Annotated in this window: 19 protein-coding genes and 1 other RNA gene; 16 read left to right on the top strand and 4 right to left on the bottom strand. The window is 66.1% G+C overall.

The genetic code is table 11. From position 1 onward, the window contains the following. Positions 1–83 precede the first annotated feature (83 nt). From ACCQ09_RS09290 to ACCQ09_RS09310, 5 genes are all read left to right on the top strand, one after another. Entirely contained in the window at positions 84–1,763 is a 1,680-nt protein-coding gene (locus tag ACCQ09_RS09290) for an OFA family MFS transporter (protein WP_011037499.1), read from the top strand. Positions 1,764–1,769: 6 nt separating this feature from the next. Then, entirely contained in the window at positions 1,770–2,615 is an 846-nt protein-coding gene (gene fdhD, locus ACCQ09_RS09295) for a formate dehydrogenase accessory sulfurtransferase FdhD (RefSeq protein WP_040941166.1), read from the top strand. Further along, positions 2,612–4,960, top strand: a complete 2,349-nt coding sequence (locus ACCQ09_RS09300) for an FdhF/YdeP family oxidoreductase (protein WP_076039085.1) — start codon at positions 2,612–2,614, stop codon at positions 4,958–4,960. The genes fdhD and ACCQ09_RS09300 overlap by 4 nt, the downstream gene beginning before the upstream one ends. Then, entirely contained in the window at positions 4,950–5,219 is a 270-nt protein-coding gene (locus ACCQ09_RS09305; protein WP_040941168.1) for a hypothetical protein, read from the top strand. The genes ACCQ09_RS09300 and ACCQ09_RS09305 overlap by 11 nt, the downstream gene beginning before the upstream one ends. Before the next feature lie 411 nt (positions 5,220–5,630). After that, complete coding sequence (locus tag ACCQ09_RS09310) at positions 5,631–6,911, top strand: MFS transporter (protein WP_011037495.1); 1,281 nt, start codon at positions 5,631–5,633, stop codon at positions 6,909–6,911. A 411-nt stretch (positions 6,912–7,322) separates the two neighbouring features. On the opposite strand, the gene ACCQ09_RS09315 is transcribed toward ACCQ09_RS09310, so the two are convergent. The 4 genes from ACCQ09_RS09315 to ACCQ09_RS09330 all read right to left on the bottom strand — a co-directional run bounded on the left by ACCQ09_RS09315 (position 7,323) and on the right by ACCQ09_RS09330 (position 11,935). Beyond that, entirely contained in the window at positions 7,323–7,784 is a 462-nt protein-coding gene (locus ACCQ09_RS09315) for a bacteriohemerythrin (RefSeq protein ID WP_040942296.1), read from the bottom strand. A gap of 85 nt (positions 7,785–7,869) precedes the next feature. Next, positions 7,870–9,168 carry a diguanylate cyclase gene (locus ACCQ09_RS09320; protein WP_019237577.1) on the bottom strand — a complete coding sequence of 433 codons (1,299 nt, stop codon included), beginning with the start codon at positions 9,166–9,168 and terminating at the stop codon, positions 7,870–7,872. Positions 9,169–9,242: 74 nt separating this feature from the next. Continuing rightward, positions 9,243–10,556, bottom strand: coding sequence for an NAD(P)/FAD-dependent oxidoreductase (locus ACCQ09_RS09325; protein WP_040941169.1), 1,314 nt, complete (start codon positions 10,554–10,556; stop codon positions 9,243–9,245). After that, complete coding sequence (locus tag ACCQ09_RS09330) at positions 10,556–11,935, bottom strand: glutamine synthetase family protein (RefSeq protein ID WP_040941170.1); 1,380 nt, start codon at positions 11,933–11,935, stop codon at positions 10,556–10,558. The genes ACCQ09_RS09325 and ACCQ09_RS09330 overlap by 1 nt, the downstream gene beginning before the upstream one ends. 129 nt (positions 11,936–12,064) lie before the next feature. On the opposite strand from ACCQ09_RS09330, the gene ACCQ09_RS09335 reads away from it, so the two are divergent. The 11 genes from ACCQ09_RS09335 (at position 12,065) to ACCQ09_RS09385 (ending at position 25,158) form a co-directional block, all read left to right on the top strand. Further along, complete coding sequence (locus ACCQ09_RS09335; protein ID WP_040941171.1) at positions 12,065–12,820, top strand: gamma-glutamyl-gamma-aminobutyrate hydrolase family protein; 756 nt, start codon at positions 12,065–12,067, stop codon at positions 12,818–12,820. A gap of 6 nt (positions 12,821–12,826) precedes the next feature. Beyond that, positions 12,827–14,212, top strand: a complete 1,386-nt coding sequence (locus ACCQ09_RS09340) for a glutamine synthetase family protein (RefSeq protein ID WP_040941172.1) — start codon at positions 12,827–12,829, stop codon at positions 14,210–14,212. 630 nt (positions 14,213–14,842) lie between these two features. Beyond that, complete coding sequence (locus ACCQ09_RS09345) at positions 14,843–16,210, top strand: aspartate aminotransferase family protein (protein WP_040942297.1); 1,368 nt, start codon at positions 14,843–14,845, stop codon at positions 16,208–16,210. 216 nt (positions 16,211–16,426) lie between these two features. Then, positions 16,427–17,542, top strand: coding sequence for a polyamine ABC transporter substrate-binding protein (locus ACCQ09_RS09350; RefSeq protein WP_040941173.1), 1,116 nt, complete (start codon positions 16,427–16,429; stop codon positions 17,540–17,542). A 202-nt stretch (positions 17,543–17,744) separates the two neighbouring features. Next, positions 17,745–18,944, top strand: a complete 1,200-nt coding sequence (locus ACCQ09_RS09355; RefSeq protein WP_040941174.1) for an HlyD family secretion protein — start codon at positions 17,745–17,747, stop codon at positions 18,942–18,944. Then, the gene (locus ACCQ09_RS09360; protein WP_012438104.1) at positions 18,941–20,527 is read left to right on the top strand and encodes an MDR family MFS transporter; all 1,587 of its coding nucleotides are present in this window, start codon (positions 18,941–18,943) and stop codon (positions 20,525–20,527) included. The genes ACCQ09_RS09355 and ACCQ09_RS09360 overlap by 4 nt, the downstream gene beginning before the upstream one ends. Positions 20,528–20,531: 4 nt before the next feature. After that, complete coding sequence (locus tag ACCQ09_RS09365) at positions 20,532–22,025, top strand: efflux transporter outer membrane subunit (protein ID WP_040942298.1); 1,494 nt, start codon at positions 20,532–20,534, stop codon at positions 22,023–22,025. Between the two features lie 102 nt (positions 22,026–22,127). Further along, positions 22,128–23,258 (top strand): ABC transporter ATP-binding protein, encoded by a 1,131-nt coding sequence (locus tag ACCQ09_RS09370; RefSeq protein ID WP_040941175.1) that lies wholly within the window; start codon positions 22,128–22,130, stop codon positions 23,256–23,258. A 76-nt stretch (positions 23,259–23,334) separates the two neighbouring features. After that, a non-coding RNA gene (locus ACCQ09_RS09375) (sX9 sRNA) lies at positions 23,335–23,410 on the top strand. Beyond that, positions 23,402–24,313, top strand: a complete 912-nt coding sequence (locus ACCQ09_RS09380; RefSeq protein WP_052844668.1) for an ABC transporter permease subunit — start codon at positions 23,402–23,404, stop codon at positions 24,311–24,313. The genes ACCQ09_RS09375 and ACCQ09_RS09380 overlap by 9 nt, the downstream gene beginning before the upstream one ends. After that, complete coding sequence (locus ACCQ09_RS09385; protein ID WP_012438108.1) at positions 24,310–25,158, top strand: ABC transporter permease subunit; 849 nt, start codon at positions 24,310–24,312, stop codon at positions 25,156–25,158. The genes ACCQ09_RS09380 and ACCQ09_RS09385 overlap by 4 nt, the downstream gene beginning before the upstream one ends. Positions 25,159–25,194 lie beyond the last annotated feature (36 nt).

The raw sequence follows: 25,194 nt of genomic DNA on the forward strand, positions 1-25,194 counted from the left end.
GCGTCGCCGCTGCACCCATCGGATCGCGCAGATCGATCGCAGCCATCAATGGACTTCACATCAGTCAGTTAGGGGAAATACGCATGACGCAAGGGTCCACCGTGGCGAACGCCAACGGCGCAGATGCCGGTTTGTTGTCCAAGGAGCGCATTGTGGCGCGGCCTGGTTTTAATCGTTGGTTGGTGCCGCCGGCTGCCTTGGCGATTCATTTGTGCATCGGCATGGCCTACGGGTTCAGCGTGTTCTGGCTGCCGTTGTCCAAGGCGCTGGGCATCACCGAATCGATCGCCTGCCCGGCCGACATGGGCCTGTTCGCGCGCATGGTGGCCACCACCTGCGACTGGAAGATCAGCGAACTACAGTGGATGTACACGTTGTTCTTCGTGCTGCTGGGCTGTTCGGCCGCGATCTGGGGCGGCTGGCTCGAACGCGCCGGCCCGCGCAAGGCCGGCGTGGTCTCGGCACTGTGCTGGTGCGGCGGCCTGGTGATTTCCGCGGCCGGGATCCACTTCCACCAGATCTGGATGCTGTGGCTGGGCTCGGGCGTGATCGGCGGCATTGGTCTGGGCCTGGGCTACATCTCGCCGGTGTCCACCCTGATCAAATGGTTCCCCGACCGCCGCGGCATGGCGACCGGCATGGCGATCATGGGCTTCGGCGGCGGCGCGATGATCGGCAGCCCGCTGGCCGATGCGCTGATGCGCCACTTCGCCACCCCCACCTCGGTGGGCGTGATGGAAACCTTCCTGGTGATGGCGGCCCTGTATTTTGTCTTCATGATGGCTGGCGCCTTCGGCTACCGCGTGCCGCCCAGCGGCTGGACGCCGGCCGGCTGGACCGCGCCGGTGGCCTCCAACAACGCCATGATCACTGCCAACCACGTGCACGTGAAAAAGGTCTGGGGCATTCCGCAGTTCTGGCTGCTGTGGGGCGTGCTGTGCCTCAACGTGTCGGCCGGTATCGGCGTGATCGGCATGTCCTCGCCGATGCTGCAGGAAGTGTTCGGCGGCCGTCTGATCGGTGTGGATGCCGGCTTCGGCAGCCTGGATGCCGCGCAGCTGGCCAGCATCGCCGCGATTGCGGCCGGCTTCACCGGCCTATTGAGTCTGTTCAACATCGGTGGCCGCTTCTTCTGGGCCAGCATGTCCGACAAGCTCGGCCGCAAGAACACCTACACGCTGTTCTTCCTGCTGGGCATCTGCCTGTATGCGGCCGCGCCGTCGGCCGGCGGCGTGGGCGGTATCGCGCTGTTCGTGGGCATCTTCTGCATCATCCTGTCGATGTATGGCGGCGGTTTTGCCACCATTCCCGCGTACCTGGCCGACCTGTTCGGGACCCAGATGGTCGGCGCCATCCATGGCCGCCTGCTCACCGCCTGGGCCACTGCCGGCATCCTCGGCCCGGTGGTGGTTGGCTACATGCGCGAGTACCAGCTGGCGCACGGCAGCCCGCCGTCACAGGTCTACAACACCACCATGTACATCCTCGCCGGCATGCTCGTGCTTGGTCTGATCTGCAACCTGCTGGTGCGCCCGGTAGCCGCGCGTCACTTCATGACGCCCGACGAACTGGCGCGCGAAAAGCAGCTGGCCCACGAAAAGGTGGACCGCAGTGGGCAGGCCGTGCTGGCGCCGGAAGACATGGCGCGCATCGGCCACGGCGGCAATCCTGCGCTGGTGGCGTTTGCCTGGTTGGCAGTGGGCGTCCCGATGGCATTCGGCATCTGGGTCACGCTGCAAAAAGCCTTCGTGCTGTTTCATTGAGATGAGATGACCGGCCAGCCTTCCACTCCCGTGCGCCCCGGCAGTGTGGTGCGTACGGTCCGCCGCCATCGCGGTGGCCGCAGCGCCACCGTGCAGGACATGGTGGCGGCCGAAATGCCGGTCGCCTTCAACTACAACGGCGTGCCGTTCGCAGTGATGATGGCCACCCCCGAAGACCTGGAAGATTTCGCGCTGGGGTTTTCGTTGAGCGAGGGCATCGTGGACCACCCGCAGGACCTGCGGGTGGTGGCGGTGGATACCTTTCTGGAAGGCGCCTCGCTGCAGATCGAGATCCCGCCCGAGCGCGCGGCCGCGTTGGATCAGCGGCGGCGCAATCTGGACGGGCGCAGCGGTTGCGGGGTGTGCGGCAACGAGTCGATCGAAGCAGTGTTGCGTGTGCCGCCGGTCCTGCAGTCGGCATTGCGCATCGATGTCGACGCGTTGGCGCGCGCGCTGGATGCACTGCACGCGCGGCAGCCCATCGCGGCGCAGACCGGCGCGGTGCACGCGGCCGGTTGGGCCGATGCGCAGGGCATGGTGCAGTTGGTCCGCGAAGACGTGGGCCGGCATAACGCGTTGGACAAGTTGATCGGTGCGTTGGCGCGTGCGCGCGTCGATGCAACGCAAGGGTTTGCGGTGGTGACCAGCCGCGCAAGTTACGAGATGGCCATGAAAGCTGCGCAGGCCCGAATCCCGCTGTTGGCGGCGATTTCGGCACCCACTGCGCTGGCGATCAGCCTGGCCGACAGTGCGGGTTTGACCCTGATCGGGTTTGCCCGCGATCACGATTGTGTTGTTTACAGCCATCCTCAACGCCTGGATCTGGGCATTGCCGTGGGAGAGCCCGCATGAGCAAGAAAACCATCAAACAGTACGACAATCCCGCGGGCGGCTGGGGCGCATTGCGCTCGGTGGCCAAACACCTGATGGAACAGGACATCGCGGTGCAGGGCGCCAAGACGCTGCTGCACGCCAATCAGCCCGACGGCTTCGATTGCCCGGGTTGCGCGTGGCCGGATCGCGACCACACCTCCACCTTTGAATTCTGCGAGAACGGCGCCAAGGCCGTGGCCGCCGAATCCACCGCGCGCCGCGCGGGGCTGGAGTTGTTCGCCTCGCATAGCGTGAGCCTGCTGTCGCAGTACAGCGACTACTGGCTGGAAGGGCAGGGCCGCCTGACGCATCCGATGCGCTACGACGCGGCCACCGACCATTACGTGCCGGTGAGCTGGGACGACGCGTTCGCGCACATCGCCGGGCATCTCAATGGCCTGGCCACGCCGGACGAGGCGATCTTCTACACCTCCGGGCGCACCAGCAACGAGGCGGCATTTCTGTATCAGCTGTTCGTGCGCGAGTTCGGCACCAACAACTTCCCCGATTGCTCGAACATGTGCCATGAGCCATCCGGCACCGCGCTGCGCTCGCAGATCGGCGTGGGCAAGGGCACGGTGTCGCTGCATGATTTCGAGCTGGCCGATGCAATCCTGATCTTCGGCCAGAACCCGGGCACCAACCATCCGCGCATGCTCGGCGAGTTGCGCCAGGCCTCCAAGCGTGGCGCAGCGATTGCCGCGTTCAATCCGCTGCGCGAACGCGGTCTGGAGAAATTTGCCGACCCGCAGGACAAGCTGGAGATGCTGCATAACGGCTCCACGCGCATCGCCTCGGATTATTTCCAGCTCAAGATCGGTGGCGACCTGGCCGCGGTGAAGGGCATGATCAAGCATGTGCTGGAGCGCGATGCGCAGGCACAGCGCGATGGCACGCCGCGTTTGCTGGACCTGGAGTTCATCGCCGAGCACACCGCCAACTTCGACGCGTTCGCTGCCGACGTGCATGCGGAAGCCTGGGACACCATCGTCGAAGAGTCCGGCCTGGACGAGGCCGCGCTGCGCAAGGCCGGCGAGATCTACCTCAAGGCCGAGCGCGTGATCGCCTGCTGGGGCATGGGCATCACCCAGCACAAGCATTCGGTGGCCACCATCCACATGATCACCAACCTGTTGTTGCTGCGCGGCCACCTGGGCCGGCCCGGCGCAGGCGTGTGCCCGGTGCGCGGCCACAGCAACGTGCAGGGCGACCGCACGATGATGATCTACGAAAAGCCGCCGGCCACGTTCCTGGACACGCTGCAGTCGGTGTTCGGCTTCGACCCGCCGCGTGCGGACGGTTTCGATACGGTTGGTGCGATCGAGGCGATGCTGGACGGGCGCGGCAAGGTGTTCTTCGCGATGGGCGGCAACTTCGCAGCGGCCACGCCCGATACCGACGCCACGCACCGCGCGCTGCGCAATTGCGAGCTGACTGTGCACGTGACCACCAAGCTCAATCGCAGCCATCTGGTGCACGGCAAGGATGCATTGATCCTGCCGTGCCTGGGGCGGACCGAGATCGACATCCAGGACGCCGGCTCGCAAGGCGTCACCGTGGAAGATTCGATGAGCATGGTGCACCTGTCGGCCGGCATCAATCCGCCGGCGTCGCAGGATCTGCTGTCCGAGCCGGCGATCGTGGCGCGCATGGCCGAGGCGACGCTGGGCGCGCGCAGCGCGATCCGCTGGCGCTGGCTGGTGGGCGACTATGACCGCATTCGCGATCTGATCGCGCAGGTGTTCCCGGACTTCGCGGATTTCAACCAGCGCGTACGTACGCCGGGCGGCTTCCGCCTGTCCAATACCGCGCGCGACCGCCAGTGGGTGACGCCGGAGCAACGCGCGGTGTTCAAGCCGCATGCGGTGCCCACCGACAACCCGATCCATCGCGCGCGGCGCAGCCGTGGCGAGCAGATGGTGTTCACGCTGGCCACCACGCGCTCGCACGACCAATACAACACCACCATCTATGGCCTGGACGACCGCTACCGCGGCGTGTTCGGCGAGCGCCGCGTGTTGTTCATCAATGGCGCGGATATCGCGGCCTTGAATATGAAGACTGGCGACTGGGTGGACCTGGAAAGCCTGTGCGAGGACGGCGTGCACCGCGAGGCGCGGCGCTTCCTGCTGGTGGACTACAACATCCCGCGGGGCTGCCTGGCTGCGTATTACCCGGAAACCAATGCGTTGGTGCCGCTGTCGAGCTTTGCCGACGAAGCGCGCACGCCGACGTCCAAGTCGATCCCGGTGGTGGTGTTGCCGCATCGCGCAGAAACCGCCGATGCCGCGCCGCGTGATATCGGAGCGGTGCTTGTCCGCTGATCCGCACCTCACCGCGCAGCTGCTGCACGCGCTGGCCGATGCGCCCGAGGGCGTATCGCTGGCGCGGCTGTGCAAGCAGCTTGGCGTGCGCATGAGCGTGTTGCTGCGCACGCTGGCCTGGCTGGGCAGCGCCAATCTGGATGGCCAGCCGGGCCCGGGCTGGATCCGGGTGGAGGAGCGCAGCGAGCGCCAGTTTGCAGTGCTGACGCCTGCGGGTGTGGATGCGCATGCGCAGCGCGGGTCGTTGGCGGACGGGTAGTACTAGGCGTTTGCTCTTCGCCGCAGGGGCGGACTGTGCGGCTGCGCGCATCTCGAAACGTGGTCAGTGTGGCGTTGCAGGCGCGGTGAGGTTTACCTGCCGCGCGCCGGGCTGGGCGATTTCAGATGCACAACGTGTTGATCAGCATTGTTCTTCGGTAGTGATGCACCTCTTCCGTGTTGAGTGCAGCTGACGTCTCCAGGCACAGCGCGTGTCTACAGGCGTCTCCGTCTCGCCTTCAACACAAGACAGCGTCGTTCTTCACCCGGACGGTCCCGGGCCAACCGTGACACGCAGCGCACTGTGTGTGGTTCGGTAACGCATGCAACTTTTGCGGGCTGGCGGAGGCTGCGCAACGCCCAGGTGTGATCTGCGAGAATCGGCCGTCTTTCCTATGGATGCCGATCCTCGATGACTGCCGCCACGCCGCTCGCCACGCCCATCAATTCGCCTGCGCGCGTGCTGTTCGCCAGCCTGATCGGCACCACCATCGAGTTTTTCGATTTCTACATCTACGCCACCGCGGCGGTGCTGGTGTTTCCCACGTTGTTCTTCCCGGCCGGCGATGGCGGCGCGGCCATGCTGCAGTCGCTGGCGACGTTCGCGGTGGCCTTCATCGCGCGGCCGGTGGGCTCGGCGGTGTTCGGGCACTTCGGCGATCGTGTCGGGCGCAAGGCCACGCTGGTGGCAGCACTGCTGACGATGGGCATTTCCACCGTGGCGATCGGGCTGCTGCCCAGCTACGCGCAGATCGGCGTGTTCGCGCCGTTGCTGCTGGCGCTGTGCCGGTTCGGCCAGGGGTTGGGCCTGGGCGGTGAGTGGGGTGGGGCGGTGCTGCTTGCGACCGAAAACGCGCCACCCGGCAAGCGCGTGTGGTACGGCATGTTCCCGCAATTGGGGGCGCCGCTGGGCTTTTTGCTCTCCACCGGCACCTTTCTGGGCATGGGTGCGCTGCTGGACGATGCGCAGTTCATGCGCTGGGGCTGGCGCGTCCCTTTCCTGGCCAGCGCCGCGTTGGTGCTCACCGGTCTGTGGGTGCGCCTGAGCATCACCGAAACCCCGGACTTCCAGAAAGCCCTGGATCGCAACACCCGTGTGCGGCTGCCGCTGGGCACGGTGATTACGCAGCACTGGCCGGCACTGATCATCGGCACCTTGGGCGCGTTTGCAACGTTCGTGTTGTTCTACCTGATGACGGTGTTTGCGCTGGGCTACGGCACCAAGACGTTGGGCTACGACAAGGAGCAGTTCCTGCTGCTGCAGATGGCCGGCATCGTGTTTTTCGCGCTTGGGATTCCGATCTCAGCCAAGTTCGGCGACCGCCACGGCGCGCCGCTGGCAATGATGCTGGCCAGCGTGGCGATCGTGGCCTTCGGCCTGGCGTTCGCGCCGTTATTCCAGGCCAATCACCCGCTGCAGGTGCTGGCGTTTTTGTCGCTGGGGTTTTTTTTCATGGGCCTGACTTACGGCCCGTGCGGCACATTGCTGGCCGAGTTGTACCCCACCGAAGTGCGTTACACCGGCGCGTCGTTGTCGTTCAATTTGGCCAGCATCCTGGGCGCGGCACCGGCACCGTATGTGGCCACCCAATTGGCCGCACGCTACGGCGTGCAGGCGGTGGGTTATTACCTCGGCGGTGCGGCGGTGTTGAGCCTGTTTGCGTTGATGCTGGCGCGTCGATCGCGACGCTGAGGTAGGCCCGCGTTTTGCGCGCTTGCGCGCGATGGGCGTTACCGACGACGGTTGGTCGCGCGCGAGCGCGCTCCTACCAGGCTGCTGGTTCTGATTGAAATGATGTGCCGAGAGCGTGCGCGCAGTTGATGCACCGTGGCGCTGAAGAAGATGGGCCACGCTTCCGTAGGAGCGCGCTTGCGCGCGATGGGCGTTACCGACAACGGTTGGTCGCGCGCAAGCGCGCTCCTACCAGGGCTGCTGGTTCTGATTGAAATGATGTGCCGAGAGAGTGCGCGCAGTTGATGCACCGTGGCGCTGACGAAGAGGGGCCACGCTTCCGTAGGAGCGCGCTTGCGCGCGATGCGGCATTACCGATAACGCCCCGTCGCGCGCAAGCGCGCCCCTACGCTGGATCCGCGCGGCAATGCATCAGCGAAACAAGCGCTTGAGCGTTCGTCCGAGCCAGGTGCCGTGTTGATGGGTGCGGCTGAATTGGTCCAGGTGCGCGATCACCTGTGGGGCGTAAGCCTGGTCGTCGCCGCGGATGTGGTTGAACAACCAGCGCGAAAGCATGTTGCGGAGTTCGTCGCTGACATCTTCGCCCGCCTGGAAACGCAGGCGATAGTCGCCAACGCGCTTGGCGAACACGGCGTGCACGCGCTGGTGGGCGTGGCTGAAGGGGTAGCCGGCTTCTTCCATCAGCTCTTCTTCGAAGGCGAAATGCGACAACGTGTAGTCGATCAATTCGTCGATCACGTCCGACACCACCAACCGCTGCAGGCTGGTCTGCGCCACGTACAGGTGATTGATCATCTCCACGATGCGGCGGTGTTGGTGATCGATCACCTCGATCCCGGTGTTGAGCTCGTCCTGCCAGATCAGCAGTGCCATCGATATGCCTTGCCCCATGCGATGGGCGCACGATAGGCATCACGCGCGCCATGCGCGTTGATCTGGATCAAGCCAGCGCTGCGGCTCAGCTGGCCAGGCGCACCTGGTTGCGGCCGCCGGCCTTGGCCAGGTAGAGGTATTTGTCTGCTTCGCCCAGCAGGTGATGCAGCGACTGGTCGCGCTGGGTGGCGATGCACACGCCGATGCTCACGGTCATGCTCAGCGTCTCGTCGCCGATACGCACGCGCAGGGCACTGATGCGCTCGCGCAAGGTTTCGAAATAACCCGTGGCGTTGGCGGCATCCAGCCCCGGAACCAGCAGGCAGAATTCTTCGCCGCCGAAGCGGGCCACCAGATCCTGCGGGCGGGCGTGCCCGGACACCGAGGCTGCCACCGCACGCAGCGCCTGGTCGCCGGCTTCATGGCCCCAGGTGTCGTTGATGTGCTTGAAGTGGTCGATATCCAGCATCGCCGCGGTGACGGTCTGGTCTTCCGAGAGCAACTTGGGAATCACCCGCTGGCTCTGCTCCAGGAAATAGCGCCTGTTGGGCAGGCCGGTGAGGAAGTCACGGGTGGCCAGGTCCTGCAGCGTGCCGATCAGCTCCAGCTGGTCCACGTTCTGCGAGACGCGGCAGAAGAATTCTTCGCGCGAGAACGGCTTGCGCAGGAAGTCATTGGCGCCGTTCTTGAGAAAACGCGGGATCAGCGACGAATCGCTGTTGCCGGAGATGCCGATCACCGCCACCTTGTCGCGCGAGCGGATCGCACGCAGCCGGCGGGTGAATTCCACCCCTTCCATGCCGGGCATTTCCTGGTCGACGATGGTCAGGCGGATGCCGGGGTCGCGTTCGATCGCCTGCAGCCCGGCAGCGCCGTCGGCAGCCAGCACCACGCGGTAGCCATACATCGACAACAACGCCGCAGCATAGGTGCGTGCAGACAACGAGTCGTCCACCACCAGCGCGCCAATGCGGCGGTTGCGCTCCAGACGCTGCACCAGCCAGGCGAGGTATTCGATGCTGCCTGGCGCGTTCTTGAGGACGTAATCGATGATCTGCTGTTGCAGCACGCGCTGGCGCAGGTCTTCGTCGTAGACGCCACTGACCACCACGGTGGGCAGGTTGCGCGAGAGGAAGAACTCCACCACCTTGTCGCGGTCGCCGTCCACCAGCACCAGTCCGGTCAGGACCAGGAACCAGCCACTTTCTTCGTCCAGCACGCGCGCGGCTTCGGCCAGGGTCGATACGACCGTGACCGGCAGCTCCACGCGTTGCTCGATGGCCTCGCGCAGCATGCTGGTGAACGTGCGCGAGTTCTCCACCAGCAGCACGCGCTGCGGCAGGACTTCGCTTTCACTGTTGCGATGTAGGGTGCCTGGGGACATCGGTCAGCCGTCTGGATCGAACCGTCAGGTCAGCTAACGGCTCGGTTCGGCAGAACTTGAGCACTGCGTCGCACTCACCACAGCGCATCGCGCAGCCGGTACCAGCTCATCGCCGCCATCAGCAGCGGGGTACGCAGCAGCCGGCCGCCGGGAAAGGGCGCGTGCGGAATGCGGGCGAACACGTCCAGGCGCTGGCTCTGGCCGGTGATGGCCTCGGCGATGACCTGGCCGGCCAGCCCGGTGGCAGCTACCCCGTGGCCGGAAAAGCCCTGTGCGAAATACAGGTTCGGGGCCAGCCGGCCCCAGTGCGGCGCCCGGTTGGCCGAGATGTCCACGTAGCCGCCCCAGACTGTTTCCAGCGGCACGTCGCGCAGTTGCGGGAATACGGTGTGCATGCGGCGGGTCATCAGCCGCGCCAGCCCCGGTGGGGGCAGCGACGAATAGCTGGCCCGCCCGCCGAACAGCAGCCGGTGGTCGGCACTGAGCCGGTAGTAGTCCAGGGCCCAGTTGGTGTCGGCCACCGCCATGTCGTTGCGGATCAGGCTGCGGGCCCGCGCGGCGCCCAGCGACGGGGTGGCACCGACGTAGGTGCCCACCGGCATGATGCGGCGCTCCAGCGGTGCGGCGACGCCGCGCAACAGCGCGTTGCCGGCAAGCACACCGAACTCCGCCGAGACGCTGCCCTGGTCGGTGTGCAGCACGATCCGCTCGCCCTGCTGCACCCGCTTCACTGCGCTGTGTTCGTAGATGCGCACGCCGGCGGCCAGTGCTGCGCGGGCCAGCCCAAGCGCATAGGCCAGCGGCTGCAGGTGGCCGCTGGCCGGGTCGAACATGGCGCCGAGATAGAGCGGGCTGTCCAGCTCCGCACGCAGTTGGCTGCGGTCCCACCACTGCAGTGGATAGTCATAGCGTTCGGCCATGCGCACGATGCCGCGCTGCAGGGCCTGCACCTGGCGTGGCTTCAACGGCACGTGCGCGTGGCCGTCGCGCCAGTCGCAGGCAATGCCGTGGCGCGCGATGCGTTCGCGCAGCAACCGCATGCCATCGCGCGAATAGTCGAACAGCAGGCGTGCATCGCGGTCGCCGACCAGCGCTTCCAGCGTGTCCTGTTCGCAGCCATAGCCCACGATGGCCTGGCCGCCGTTGCGCCCGGAGGCGCCCCAGCCAATCCGCCGGGCCTCCAGCACGGTGACCTGGTAGCCGGCCTCGGCCAGCGCCAGCGCCGCGGTGAGCCCGGTGTAGCCGGCGCCGAGCACGCAGACATCGCTGCGCTGCGCACCGTGCAGCGGCGCCTGCGCAGGCAAGGGCGGCGTGCTGCGCGCATACCAGCTGTCGGGATACCCGTTGCCCGGTGCGTCGGTCGAGCCGGCGGGCAAGGCGGTGGCCATCAGACCGTCCGCAGATACCGGGCGTAGTCCAGGTCCGGCACCAGCGCCTGATAGTCGAGCAGCTCGCGCTGCTTCTGCTGGCCGAACACATGCTGGAACTGCGTGCCCAATTGGGTGGCGATGAAGTCGCTGCGCAGGAACGCATCCACCGCGCCCTGCCAGGTGCGCGGGGTGAAGGTCGCCTGCGCGTAGGCGTTGCCCTGCACCGGGGCGGTGGGTTCGCCGGGGTGCTGCAAGCCGTCCAGCATCGCGGCCAACACAGCCGCCGCCACCAGGTAGGGGTTGGCATCGGCGCCGGCGATGCGGTGTTCGATACGGGTGTTGTGCGCATCGCTGTGCGGGATGCGCAAGGCCACGGTGCGGTTGTTGAAGCCCCAGCTGGCGTCCAGCGGCACGAACGCATTCGGCACGAAACGGCGATAGCTGTTGGCATGCGGCGCGAACAGCAGCAGCGATGCGTCCGCATGCCGTTGCAACCCGGCAATGGCATGGCGCAGGGCGGCGGCCGGCGCATCTGCTGTGCCGTGCAGCACGTTGTGGCCGGCGGCATCGAGCAGGCTGACGTGCACGTGCAGCCCGCTGCCGGCCTGGCCGGCGAATGGCTTGGCCATGAAACTGGCCAACAGGTGTTGCTGCTGCGCGATCGCCTTGATGGTGCGCTTGAGCAGCAGCGCCTCGTCGCATGCGGCCACCGCATCGGCGCGGTGCTGCAGGTTGATCTCGAACTGCCCGGGCGCGTATTCGGCCACCGCGGTATCGGCCGGAATGCCTTGCTGCCGGCACGCCGCAGTGACGGCATCGGTGAAGCTGCGGTGGTCGTCCAGATCCTGCAATGCATACACCTGGGTGCTGGTGTTGCGCTCGCCGGTGTGTGCATCGCGCGGCGTCTGCGGACGGCCCTGGGCATCGGCCATGGCGTCGAACAGGTAGAACTCCAGCTCCACGGCGATCACCGGCGTCAGGCCCAGCGCGGCGAATCCTTGCACCACGCGCTGCAGCACCGCGCGCGGCGCGACCTCGAACAAGGCACCGTTGGGGGTGTGCATTGCCAGCAACAGCTGCGCCATCGGTTGCGGCGCCCATGGCACCGGGCGGAGCGAGCCGGCGATCGGGCGGCAGATGCGATCGGCATCGCCAATGGCGTAGCCCAGGCCGGTTTCTTCCACCGTATTGCCGGTGATGTCGGTGGCGATCAGCGACATCGGCAGGCACACGCCGTCGCGGTAGACCTTGTCGAGCGCCTCTCGGGTGACACGCTTGCCGCGCAACACGCCGTTGGTATCGGGCAGCAGCAGGTCCACCAGCGCACAGCCCTCGATCGCGGCCAGGGCGGCGGCATCGATGCTGGGCAGGGACGCGACACGGGTTTCGGTTGCCATGGGCCACACCTGTGAAATCGCGGGCCAGCGTAGCAAAGCGGGCGTGAGCAGGCGCAGGAGTTGCGTGCGCACGGTGGCAATGCACCGGGCGGCGCGCTAAGTTCGAAGGACCGCCAGCGGAGTACGTTGATGACCATGGTTCCCCTGGTCGGGTTGCCGACCGACCGCAGCCTGCACGGGCCCCACCCGTTCCTGGCAGCGGGCGAGAAATACGTGCGCGCGGTGGTGGAGGCGGCCGGTGCACAGCCGGTGCTGTTGCCCAGCCTGCAACCGCCGCTGGATGCCGGCGCGTGGCTGCAGCGGCTCGACGGCCTGCTGTTGACCGGGGCGGTCAGCAATGTGGAACCGCATCACTACAGCGACGAACCCAGCTGGGAGGGCAACCCGCACGACCCCGCGCGCGATGCCACCAGCCTGGCGTTGATCCCGCAGGCACTGGCGCGCGGCCTGCCGGTGCTGGCCATCTGCCGCGGGCTGCAGGAGGTCAACGTGGCGCTCGGCGGGCGCCTGCACCAGCGCGTGCACGAAGTGCCGGGCCTGGCGGACCATCGCGAAGACCGCAGCGCGCCGCTGGACATCCAATACGGCCCCGCGCATCCGGTGCAGCTGCAGCCGGGCGGTTGGCTGGCCGGCATGAGCGACACCGCGCAGGTGCAGGTGAACTCGCTGCATGGGCAAGGCATCGCCACGCTGGCCGCGGGGCTGGTGGTGGAAGCCACCGCGCCGGACGGCCTGATCGAGGCCTTTCGCGGCCCTGGCCCGGGGTTTCTGCTCGCGGTGCAGTGGCATCCGGAGTGGCGTGTCACACAGCATCCGTTCTACCGTGCCATCTTCCAGGCCTTTGGCGAGGCCTGTCGCCAGTACGCCGCCCAGCGCGGAAAGTGAGCTCGCATGTCGATCCGTACACGTTCGCGCAAGTCCACGCCCAAGCAGCCGGAGAGCGCGCTGCGCCGGTGGCTCAAGGAGCGCCACATCACCGAAGTGGAATGCCTGGTGCCAGACATCACCGGCAATGCGCGCGGCAAAATCATTCCAGCCGACAAGTTCTCCCATGACTACGGCACGCGGCTGCCCGAAGGCATCTTCGCCACCACGGTCACCGGCGATTTTCCGGACGATTACTACGCGCTGACCTCGCCGTCGGATTCGGACATGCACCTGCGCCCGGATGCCTCCACCGTGCGCATGGTGCCGTGGGCCGCCGACCCCACCGCGCAGGTCATCCACGATTGCTACACCAAGGACGGGCAGCCGCACGAACTGGCGCCGCGCAACGTGCTGCGCCGCGTGCTCGAGGCCTATGCCGAGGTCAAGTTGCAGCCGGTGGTGGCGCCGGAACTGGAATTTTTTCTGGTGCAGAAAAACACCGACCCGGATTTTCCGCTGCTGCCGCCGGCAGGGCGCTCCGGGCGCCCGGAAACCGCACGGCAGTCGTATTCGATCGATGCGGTGAACGAGTTCGACCCGATCCTGGATCTGATGTACGACTATTGCGATGCGATGGAGCTGGACGTGGATACCTTGATCCACGAATCCGGCGCCGCGCAGCTGGAAGTCAATTTCACCCACGCCGATGCGTTGTCGCGCGCCGACCAGGTGTTCCTGTTCAAACGCACCATGCGCGAGGCGGCGTTGCGGCACGGGGTGTATGCCACCTTCCTGGCCAAACCGATGGAGACCGAGCCCGGCAGTGCGATGCATATCCACCAGAGCCTGTTGCATGCCGGCACCGGCAAGAACGTGTTCAGCGGCAAGCGCGAGGGCGGCTTCAGCGACACCTTCGCGCATTATCTGGGCGGGCTGCAGAAGTACATTCCGATGGCGATGGGGCTTTTGGCGCCCAACGTCAATTCGTACCGGCGGCTGATGTTCGGCGAGGTCTCGCCAAGCAATGTGCTGTGGGGCTTCGACAACCGCACCTGCGGGTTGCGGGTGCCGATCGATGCGCCGCAGAACATGCGGGTGGAGAGCCGGTTTGCAGGCTCCGATGCCAACCCGTACCTGGCGATGGCGGCAACCTTGGCATGCGGGCTCCTGGGCATCCGCGAGAAGCTGGAGCCGACTACGCCGATCAGCAGCAACGGCAAGGAGCAGGGCTACGATTTGCCGCGATCGTTGGGGGAGGCGTTGGATGAGTTGGAGGGGTGTGAGGCGTTGAAGGAGATGTTGGGGCCGCGGTTTGTGCGGGCCTATATTTCCGTGAAGCGGAAAGAATACGAGACGTTTTTTCGGGTGATCAGTTCGTGGGAGCGGGAGTTCTTGTTGTTGAATGTGTGAGGTTGGTTGACCGGTTGACCGGTTGACCGGTTGACCGGTTGTTTGGTGGGGTGAGGTGAGTGCAGTTTTTGTGTTTTTGTACGGGCTCCTCGCGGCTGTGTGTTTTCCTTGATGCAAGATTAAGAGCGGCTAACAAAACGTAGCGAGTAGCCTGGCGGCTGCGCAGTAGTTTTGATAGTTGCTCTAAGCAGTAAGCATGGCTTTCACGCCCTACGGGCGCGAGTCACTTTTCTTTGCTTGTGCAAAGAAAAGTAACCAAAAGAAAGCACACCCCGTCCTCGCGCCCGACGCGCTGCGCGCGACGGGTGCGCAAGTCCGGCAGAAATTTTTGTAAGGGACATCCATGTCCCTTACAAAAACGTCGCGCATCCGTGCGCGCCGCCCTGCGGGTTGTATCTGCCGGCCTTGCCGCTGCGGTATGGGGCCCCGGAGGAGCGTGAGCAGGGCAGGGCAAAGCAAAGCGCAGGGCAGCGCAGCGCACAGCCGTGCAAAGCAGAGCAGAGCAGCGGCACATAGCAAAGCAAGGCAACCCTAGGTAGTTCTTACGTCGCCATGCATGCCTGTGCGCTCCATCCATGGCATGGCAACAGTGCGCGGGTATGCTCGTTGTTTCTCATGTCGGAGCGGGTCGTGGATCCTTCTGTGCTCAGGTCCCTGCAGCAACTCGATGCTGCGCATCATCTGCATCCGTTCAATGACAACGCGGCACTGGCTTCCAAGGGCACGCGCATCCTGACGCGGGGGGAGGGGGTGTATGTGTGGGATGCGGATGGCAACAAGTTGCTGGATGCGTTTGCCGGGCTGTGGTGCGTCAACGTGGGCTATGGGCGGGCCGAGCTTGCGCAGGCGGCGGCGCGGCAGATGGAGCAGTTGGCGTACTACAACAGCTTCTTTCAATGCACCACCGAGCCCACTGTGCACCTGGCTGCCAAGTTGGCGGAGCTGGCGCCGGGCGATTTGAATCATGCGTTCTTTGCCAATTCCGGCTCGGAAGCCAACGACACCATCCTGCGGCTGGTGCGGCATTTCTGGGCGGTGCAGGGGCAGCCGCAGAAGCACATCTTCATCGGCCGTCACGATGGCTACCACGGCACCACCATGGGTGGGGCCAGTCTCGGCGGAATGCGCGGGATGCATCGGCAAGGTGGGTTGCCGATTCCGGGGATCGAGCACATCGCACCGCCCAATCATTTTGGCGAGGGTGGCGAGATGGACCCGGACGACTACGGTCTGCTCGCTGCGCGCCGTCTGGAAGAGAAGATCCTGCAGCTGGGGCCCGACACCGTGGCGGCCTTTATCGGCGAGCCGATCATGGGTGCGATCGGGGTCTACATCCCACCCCGCAGCTACTGGCCGGAAATCGAACGCATCTGCCGGCGCTACGACGTACTGCTGGTGGCCGACGAGGTGATCTGCGGGTTCGGCCGCACCGGTGCCTGGTTTGGAGCGGAGTATTTCGGTTTCCAGCCCGATGTGATGACCCTGGCCAAGGGCATCACCTCCGGCTACATCCCGCTGGCCGCGGCGATGTTCAACGACCGCGTGGCCGGTGTGCTCAAGCGTCAGGGCGGTGAACTGGCGCACGGCGGTACCTATGCCGGGCACCCGGTATGCGCTGCGGTGGCGCTGGAAAACCTGCGGCTACTGCAGGACGGGGGCATCGTGGACACCGCACGCACGCAGATTGCGCCGTACCTGGCGCAGCGCTGGGCCGAACTGGGCACGCACCGTCTGGTGGGCGAGGCGCGCATCGCCGGGCTGGTCGGTGCGCTGGAGCTGGTGCCCGACAAGCGCCGCCGTGGTGTGTACTTTCCGGAGCGCGGCCGCGTAGGCGCGCTGTGCCGCGACTTTGCCCTGCGGCGCGGGCTGATCCTGCGGGCCACTTACGACGCCATGCTGCTGTCGCCGCCGTTGATCATCACCTGCGAACAGGTCGATGAGCTGTTCGACAAAACCTGGGCCGCGCTGGACGACACCGCGCAGGCGTTGGGCAAGTAAGCGCGGCGGCAGGCCTCACGCCGCCGAGCTGCGCAGCCACGACGCAGCGAGCGCCACCGCCGCAGTGAGCTTTGCCGTCTCCGACGCTGCCGCGCATCGCAGCCGTCCACCGCCGCCCGGAGGCCGCACGCTGTGCAAACCCGGACGCGGTGGGTAGGCTGGGCGCAGACCGGCCGCGATGCCGGGCCGCCCCACCGCGCTGCCCTGGAGACCCACATGACGCTGCGACTGCTCGCCCTGACCCTGTCCATCACCCTGTTGTCCGGCTGTGGCGGCGGTGGCGCCCCGGGCAAGGCCGATGCACAGGCCAAGGTGCTCAACGTCTACAACTACTCCGACTACATCGCCGAAGACACCATCCCCGCGTTCGAAAAGAGCACCGGCATCAAGGTCACCTACGACGTGTTCGACAGCGACGAAATGGTGGAAACCAAGTTGCTCGCCGGTGGCAGCGACTACGACGTGGTGGTGCCCACGCTCAACTTCTTTGGCCGCCAGATCCAGGCCGGCGTGTTCCTGCCGCTGGATAAAAGCAAGATTCCGAACCTGGCCAATCTCGACCCGGACATCATGCGCCGCATCGCCGCGCAGGACCCCGGCAACACCTATGGCGTGCCGTACATGATCGGCACCACCGGCATCGGCTACAACGTCGACAAGCTCAAGGCAGCGTTTGGCAGCACCGAGATCGCCAACAGCTGGGACCTGATCTTCAAGCCGGAGAACCTGTCCAAGCTCAAGGACTGCGGGGTCACCATCCTCGATACGCCCTCGGACATGATTCCGATCGCGTTGAACTACCTGGGCCTGGATCCGCACAGCACCGCGCCGGCCGAGATCGAAAAAGCCGCCGCGCTGATCAAGACCATCCGCCCCTACGTGCAGAACTTCCACTCCAGCCAGTACGTGACTTCGCTGGCCAACGGCAACACCTGCCTGGCGGTGGGCTGGTCGGGCGACATCATCCAGGCCCGCGACCGCGCGGCCGAAGCCGGCAACACCGTCAAGGTGGCGTATTCCATCCCGAAGGAAGGCGCGCCGCAGTGGTTCGACATGCTGGCCATCCCCAAGGATGCCAAGCACCCGGAAAACGCCTACGCCTTCATCAACTATCTGCTGACGCCCAAGGTGGCGGCCGCCAACAGCAATTTCATCCACTACGCCAACCCGGTCAGCGCCGCCACGCCGCTGGTGGATGCGGCCATTCGCAACGACCCCACCATCTACCCGCCGCCGGAGGTGACCGCCCGGATGTTCACCTACGCGATCAATCCGCCCGAGGTGGACCGCCTGTACACGCGGCTGTGGACCGAGATCAAGACGGGTCGCTAACGCGGGCTCTCTCACATGCCCTGTGCGGCCCGTGCGAGGGCAGGATTAACAAAGTGCCAAAGAGTCACAGCGGCGGCTGACCGGGTCATCACGCAATCTGTACTGGGCGGTTCAAATAATTGTATGGTTGCGCCGCCTCGCCGGGCCCGCTGATGCGGGCATGCCAGCGCGCGCGCCCAGCCCACGACACAGGACGCCCCCTTTGAGCAACCACGATCAGCAGTCCACCGATGGCCAGTCCACAGCAGCGGACGGGCAGGGCAATGCGTCCGGCGACGACGACGCGAAGAAGCCCTCGCCGTTGAAGAATCCCAAGGTGAAGTGGACGCTGATCATCGTCGGCGTGCTGGTGATGGTGCTGCTGGTGATCTGGCTGGCCTACTACCTGATCAAGGGCCGCTACATGCAGGACACCAACAACGCCTACCTACAGGCGGACTCGGTGGCGGTGGCCCCGCGTGTGAGCGGCTATGTCACTCAGGTGATGGTGGGCGACAACCAGATTGTCGACGCCGGCCAGCCCCTGCTGCAGATCGACGACCGCACCTACCAGGCCACGCTGCAGCAGGCCGAAGCCGCAATCGCCGCGCGCGAAGCCGACATCGCCGCCGCCACCGCCAATGTGGCCGCGCAGGAATCGTCGCTGGTGCAGGCGCGCACCCAGGTGGCCTCGGCCGCGGCAAGCCTGCGCTTTGCCCAGGCCGAGGTGAAGCGCTTCGCGCCGCTGGCCGCCTCCGGCGCCGACACCCACGAACACCAGGAAAGCCTGCAGCACGATCTGGAGCGCGCCCGCGCCCAGTACGAGGCCGCACAGGCGCAGGCCAAGGGGGCGCAGAGCCAGATCCAGGCCAGCAGCGCCCAGCTGGAGCAGGCCAAGGCCGGTGTGAAGCAGGCCACCGCCGATGCCGACCAGGCGCGCGTGGCGGTGGAAGACACCCGCCTGACCAGCCGTATCCACGGCCGGGTGGGCGACAAGACCGTGCAGGTGGGGCAGTTCCTGGCCGCCGGCACCCGCACCATGACCATCGTGCCGCAGCAGTCGCTGTACCTGGTGGCCAACTTCAAGGAAACCCAGGTCGGCCTGATGCGCCCCGGCCAGCCGGCCGAGATCGAGGTCGACGCGCTGTCGGGCGTGAAGCTGCATGGCAAGGTGGAAAGCCTGTCGCCCGGCACCGGCTCGCAGTTCGCGTTGTTGCCGCCGGAGAATGCCACCGGCAACTTCACCAAGGTGGTGCAGCGCGTGCCGGTGCGCATCCGCGTGCTGGCCGGTGAGGAAGCGCGCAAGGTGCTGGTGCCTGGCATGTCGGTGGAGGTCACCGTGGATACCCGCTCGGCCAAGGACGCCAAGCAGCGCGCCGAGGAGGAATCGGACCGCGTGCAGGCGCAGGAGCGCGCGCGATGAATGCCGCGGCGGCCACCGGCGAGCGTGCCGGCGGCAGCGCCGGACGCGAGAAAGCCGAACCGGGCGCGTGGCTGGCGGTACTGGCCGGCACCATCGGCTCGTTCATGGCGACGCTGGACATCTCCATCGTCAACGCCGCACTGCCCACCATCCAGGGCGAAGTGGGCGCCAGCGGCACCGAGGGCACCTGGATCTCCACCGCCTACCTGGTGGCGGAAATCATCATGATTCCGCTCACCGGCTGGTTCGTGCGCACGCTGGGCCTGCGTAACTTCCTGCTGATCTGCGCGGTGATGTTTACTGCTTTCTCGGTGGTCTGCGGGCTGTCCACCTCGCTGACCATGATGATCATCGGCCGCGTGGGCCAGGGCCTGGCCGGCGGTGCGTTGATCCCTACCGCGCTGACCATTGTCGCCACACGCTTGCCGCCCAGCCAGCAGACCATGGGCACCGCCTTGTTCGGCATGACCGTGATCATGGGCCCGGTGATCGGCCCGCTGCTCGGTGGCTGGCTGACCGAAAACGTCAGCTGGCACTACGCGTTTTTCATCAACGTGCCGATCTGCGTGGGCTTGGTGGCGCTGTTGCTGCTCGGGCTCAAGCACGAAAAAGGCAACTGGGCCGGCCTGCTGGATGCGGACTGGCTGGGCATCTACGGGCTCACCGCCGGCCTGGGCGGGCTCACCGTGGTGCTGGAAGAAGGCCAGCGCGAGCGCTGGTTCGAATCCAGCGAAATCAACACGCTCAGCGTATTCGCGCTGAGTGGATTTTTGGCGCTGGTGATCTCGCAGTTTCGTCAGCGTGCACCGGTGATCCGGTTGTCGCTGCTGCTGCATCGCAGCTTCGGCGCGGTGTTCATCATGATCATGGCGGTGGGCATGATCCTGTTCGGGGTCATGTACATGATCCCGCAGTTCCTGTCGGTGATCTCCGGCTACAACACCGAACAGGCCGGCTATGTGTTGCTGCTGTCCGGCCTGCCCACGGTGTTGTTGATGCCGATGATGCCCAAGCTGCTGGAGGTGGTGGACGTGCGCATCCTGGTGATCGCCGGGCTGCTGTGTTTTGCCGCGGCGTGCTTCGTCAACCTGTCGCTGACCGCCGACACCGTGGGCATGCATTTTGTCGCCGGGCAGTTGTTGCAGGGCTGCGGCCTGGCGCTGGCGATGATGTCGCTCAACCAGGCGGCCATTTCCTCGGTGCCGCCCGAGCTGGCCGGCGATGCGTCCGGCCTGTTCAACGCCGGCCGCAACCTGGGTGGCTCGGTTGGATTGGCGCTGATCTCCACCTTCCAGGAGCGGCGCATGACCTTCCACACCGAGACCATCGGCAGCGCCGTCACTGCAAACGCCAGCCGCGCGCAGGATTTCCTGGCCGGGTTGAACGCGCAGATGCAGGGCAGCGCCGGTGGCGAGGCGGCGATTCGCGCGGTTGCCCAACTTGCGCGCCTGGTGCAACAGCAGGCGCTGGTGATGACCTATAGCGACCTGTTCTGGATCTTTGGCGTGATCGTGGTCTGCACGATTCCGCTGGCCTTTTTGCTCAAGCCGTTACCCAAGGGGACGCACCTTGCAATGCACTGATTCCCTGCGCCTGGCGCGCATGCCGCTGGCGGCAGCGCTGGCCTCACTGCTGCTGGGCGGCTGCATGCTCGGCCCCAACTACACCAAGCCGCCCGCGGTGGCCGAAACCGCCGTGCAGGCGCCCACGCTGCATCGCGCCAGTGCGGCCGATGTGGTCGCCGCCGCACCACTGAATCACTGGTGGGAAGACCTGCACGATGCGCAGCTGACCCAGCTCGTCACTCAGGCCCTGGCCGACAGCCCCAACCTGCGCGCAGCGCAGGCGCGTCTGCGCGCCAATCGGGCGCTGGCCAACCAGCGCCGTGCCGAGCGGCTGCCCAAGCTCAACGCCAGTGCGCTGTACGCCTATGCCGAGCCGCCGCAGACCATCGTCGACACCCTGGGCGGGCTGCAGAACGGCCAGCAGGGCCAGCCGCCGGCGCAGGGCAGCCAGGCGCTGAACCTGGAAAAGACCGAGCTCTACACCGCCGGCTTCGATGCCAGCTGGGAGCTGGACCTGTTCGGCCGCCGCCGCCGCGCCGCCGAAGGCGCGCTGGCCCAGGCGCAGGCGTCCGAAGCCGAACTGGCCGACGCGCAGGTGCAGCTGGCTGCCGAAGTGGGGCAGGTCTATCTCAACTACCGCGGGTTGCAGGCGCGCCTGGCGATTGCCGACAGCAACCTGGACAAGATCCGTCAGTCGCTGGCCCTGGTGCAGCAGCGCCGCGGCCAGGGTGCCGCCTCGGACCTGCAGGTCGAGCAGATCGCCACCCAGGTGCAGCAGCAGCAGGCCCAGCGCCTGCCGCTGCAGATGCAGCAACAGGAAGCGCTGGACCAGCTGGCGTTGATGGTCGGCCGCGAGCCGGGCGCGCTGGATGCGCAGCTCGCCGCGCCGCAACCGCTGCCGATGCTGCCCACCCAGGTGCGCGTGGACGATGCCGGTGCGTTGATCCGTCGGCGCCCGGACGTGCGCAAGGCCGAGCGCGAGCTGGCCGCGTCCAGTGCGCAGATCGGCGAGGCGTTGAATGGCTACTTCCCGCAGGTCAGCCTGCTTGGCGGCCTGAGCTGGGTGGCCGGCTCGCCCAGCGATTTCAATTCCGATGCGCTGACCAAGCTGGCAGTGCCGATGCTGCGCTGGTCGATCTTCGACTTCGGCCGCACCCGCGCGCAGGTCGAACAGGCGCGTGCCGGCAATGCCGGGCGCGAGGCCGCCTATGAAGGTGCGGTGCTGGCGGCGCTGCAGGACGCCAATACCGCACTGTCGCGGTTTGGCTCGGCACGCCAGCAACTGGTGGTAGCGCGGCAGGCCGAGGCCTCGGCCACGCGCTCTGCCGTGCTCATGCAGCAGCGCCGCGATGCCGGTGCCACCTCCAGCATCGACCTGCTCGATGTGCAGCGCCAGCAGTTGTCCGCGCAGGACGCCGCCGCGCAGGCGCAGGTGCAATTGCTGGTGTATTACGTGGCGCTGCAGAAGAGCCTGGGCCTGGGCTGGAGCGAGCCGCCGCAGGCCGCCGCCCGCTAGAGCCACGCGTGTCGGCGCGCACTGTAGCGCCGGCACGCTTTTGCCATGATGCGTGCACGGCGCCACGGTGGCGCCGGCGCGTTGTTGTCACCGAGAGGATGCATGGCCCTTTCCGAAGCCGTCTTGCCCGCACCTGCCGCCGCCGATGCGGGGTATCTGTCGATCCGCGAGGTCCGCAAGGAGTTCGATGGCTTCGTGGCGGTGGACGATGTCAGCCTGCAGATCCGCAAGGGCGAAATCTTCGCGCTGCTGGGTGGCTCGGGCAGCGGCAAATCCACCTTGCTGCGCTGTCTTGCCGGCTTCGAGCGGCCCACCAAGGGCAGCATCGTGCTCGATGGCCAGCCCATCGACGCGTTACCGCCGTACGAGCGGCCGATCAACATGATGTTCCAGTCGTATGCGTTGTTCCCGCATATGACGGTGGAGCAGAACATCGCCTTCGGCCTCAAGCAAGAAGGCTTGCCCAAGGCGGCAGTGGCCCAGCGGGTGGGCGAGATGCTCGAGCTTGTGCAACTTGCGCGCCTGGCCAAGCGCAAGCCGCATCAGTTGTCCGGTGGGCAGCAGCAGCGCGTGGCACTGGCGCGCTCGCTGGCCAAGCGGCCCAAGCTGCTGCTGCTGGACGAGCCGATGGGCGCGCTGGACAAGAAGCTGCGTTCGCAGATGCAGCTGGAACTGGTCAACATCATCGAAACCTCCGGCGTCACCTGCGTGATGGTCACCCACGACCAGGAAGAAGCCATGACCATGGCCACCCGCATCGCACTGATGGACCACGGCTGGATCCAGCAGGTCGGCACGCCGGATGAAATCTACGAGCAGCCGGCCAACCGCTTCGCAGCCGAATTCATCGGCTCGGTCAATCTGATCGAGGCGGTCATCGCCGAAGACGCGCCGGATTCGGTCAGCCTCACCACCGCGGCATTCGCCGCGCCGATTCGCATCGGCCACGGCATCACCGGGTTCGAAGGGCAGGCTGTGGCATTTGCAGTGCGCCCGGAAAAACTCGGCATCGGCAAGCAGGAGCCGGCGCAGGCCTGCAACAAGGCGCAAGGCGTGATCGAAGACATTGCCTATTTCGGCAGCCACTCGGTCTACCACGTGCGCCTGCCCAGCGGCATCACGCTGATGGCGCATTTCGCCAACCGGCAACGCTGGGCCAGCGAAGCGCTGACCTGGGGCGATGCGGTGTGGGTGGGGTGGGGCGAGGACGACGGCGTGGTTCTCACCGCATGAGGCCGCGCCTGCCAAGAGTGGCCAGCAAAACTACTGCGCAGCCACCAGGGGGGCGCGGCCGGTGCTCGGAATCCTCATGTACCACACGTACACTGCGGTTCCTCCGCGCCGTCCGCGCCCCCCTGGCGACTGCTCGCTACGTTTTGCTAACTACTCTTAGTCGTGGTCTGCCGGGTGCGCGTTGGGGCGTGATCGCCGCACCGTATCTGTGGTTGCTGGTGTTCTTCGCCATCCCGTTCCTGATCGTGCTGAAGATTTCGTTTGCCGAACGCGCTACCGCGATGCCGCCGTACACGCCGCTGTTTGCGTATGCGGCCGATGGCGCAGTCAGCGTCAAGCTGCATCTGGGCAACTACCTGGCCCTGCTGCGCGACAGCCAGTACGTGGCCGCTTACCTGAGTTCGATCAAGATCGCTGCGATTTCCACCGCACTGGCACTGTTGATCGGCTACCCGATGGCATACGTGATCGCGCGCCTGCCGCTGGCCACGCGCAACGTGGCCATGATGCTGGTGGTGCTGCCATCGTGGACCTCGTTCCTGATCCGTGTGTACGCATGGATCGGCATTCTCGATGGCAACGGCCTGCTCAATCAGGCTCTGCTGGCGCTGGGTGTGATCGAGCAACCGCTGCAGTTGCTGTACACGCCGATCGCCGCCTACATCGGCATCGTCTACTGCTATCTGCCCTTCATGGTGCTGCCGCTGTACGCCAACCTGGTCAAGCACGATTCGCGGCTGCTGGAGGCGGCTTACGACCTGGGCGCGCGGCCGTGGCAGGCATTCGTGCGCATCACCTTGCCGCTGTCGCGCAACGGCATCGTCGCCGGCTGCATGCTGGTGATGATTCCAGCGGTGGGCGAGTTCGTGATTCCCGAGATGCTGGGCGGTCCCGGTACGCTGATGATCGGCCGCGTGCTCTGGGGCGAGTTCTTCAATAACCGCGACTGGCCGGTGGCCGCCGCGGTAGCCACGGTGATGCTGGTGCTGCTGCTGGTGCCGATCGTGATCTTCCACCGTTACCAGCAGCGCGAACTGGAAGGGCGGCTGACATGATGCGCGCCGCGCGCGGTGGGCGTGTGCTGGGCGGCAGCGTGCTCGCGCTGGGGTTCGGTTTTTTGTATCTGCCGATCCTGTTGCTGATGGTGTATTCGTTCAACGCCTCGCGCCTGGCCACGGTGTGGGGCGGATTTTCCACCCGCTGGTATGGCGAGTTGCTGCGTGACCGCCAATTGCTGGACGCGGCCTGGGTGAGCCTGGAAGTGGCGTTCTGGACCGCATGCGCGTCCACCGTGCTCGGCACCATGGCGGCGATGGCGATGGTGCGCATGCGGCGGTTTCCCGGCAAAACGCTGTTCGGTGCGCTGATCACCGCACCGCTGGTGATGCCGGAGGTGATCATTGGTCTGTCGATCCTGTTGCTGCTGGTCTCGATGGGCGGCGTGCTCGGCATCGCGCCGCGCGGCGCGGTCGCCATCTGGGTGGCGCATGTCACCTTCACCGTCTCATTCGTGACCGTGGTGATTTCCTCGCGGCTGCAGGAGCTGGACCGCTCGCTGGAAGAAGCCGCCATGGATCTGGGCGCCACGCCACTGAAGGTGTTCTTCCTGATCACCTTGCCGATCATCGCGCCAGCACTTGCGTCGGGCTGGCTGTTGGCATTCACGCTCTCGCTGGACGATGTGGTCATTGCCAGTTTCCTGGCGGGCCCAAGCTCCACCACGCTGCCGATCAAGGTGTTTTCGTCGGTACGCCTGGGCATCAGCCCCAAGATCAATGCGCTGGCCACGGTGATGGTGCTGGCGGTGTCGGTGGCGGCGGTGATCGGGTGGTGGTTGCTGGCGCGCAGTGAAAAACGCCGCCTGCGCGATGCGCAACTTGCGCTGCAGTCTGCTCCCTGAGGACGCGCTGGCGCTGAGGTGGCCAATGACCGCAGC

Source organism: Xanthomonas sp. NCPPB 2586 (genome assembly GCF_041475775.2).
Lineage (GTDB): Bacteria > Pseudomonadota > Gammaproteobacteria > Xanthomonadales > Xanthomonadaceae > Xanthomonas > Xanthomonas campestris.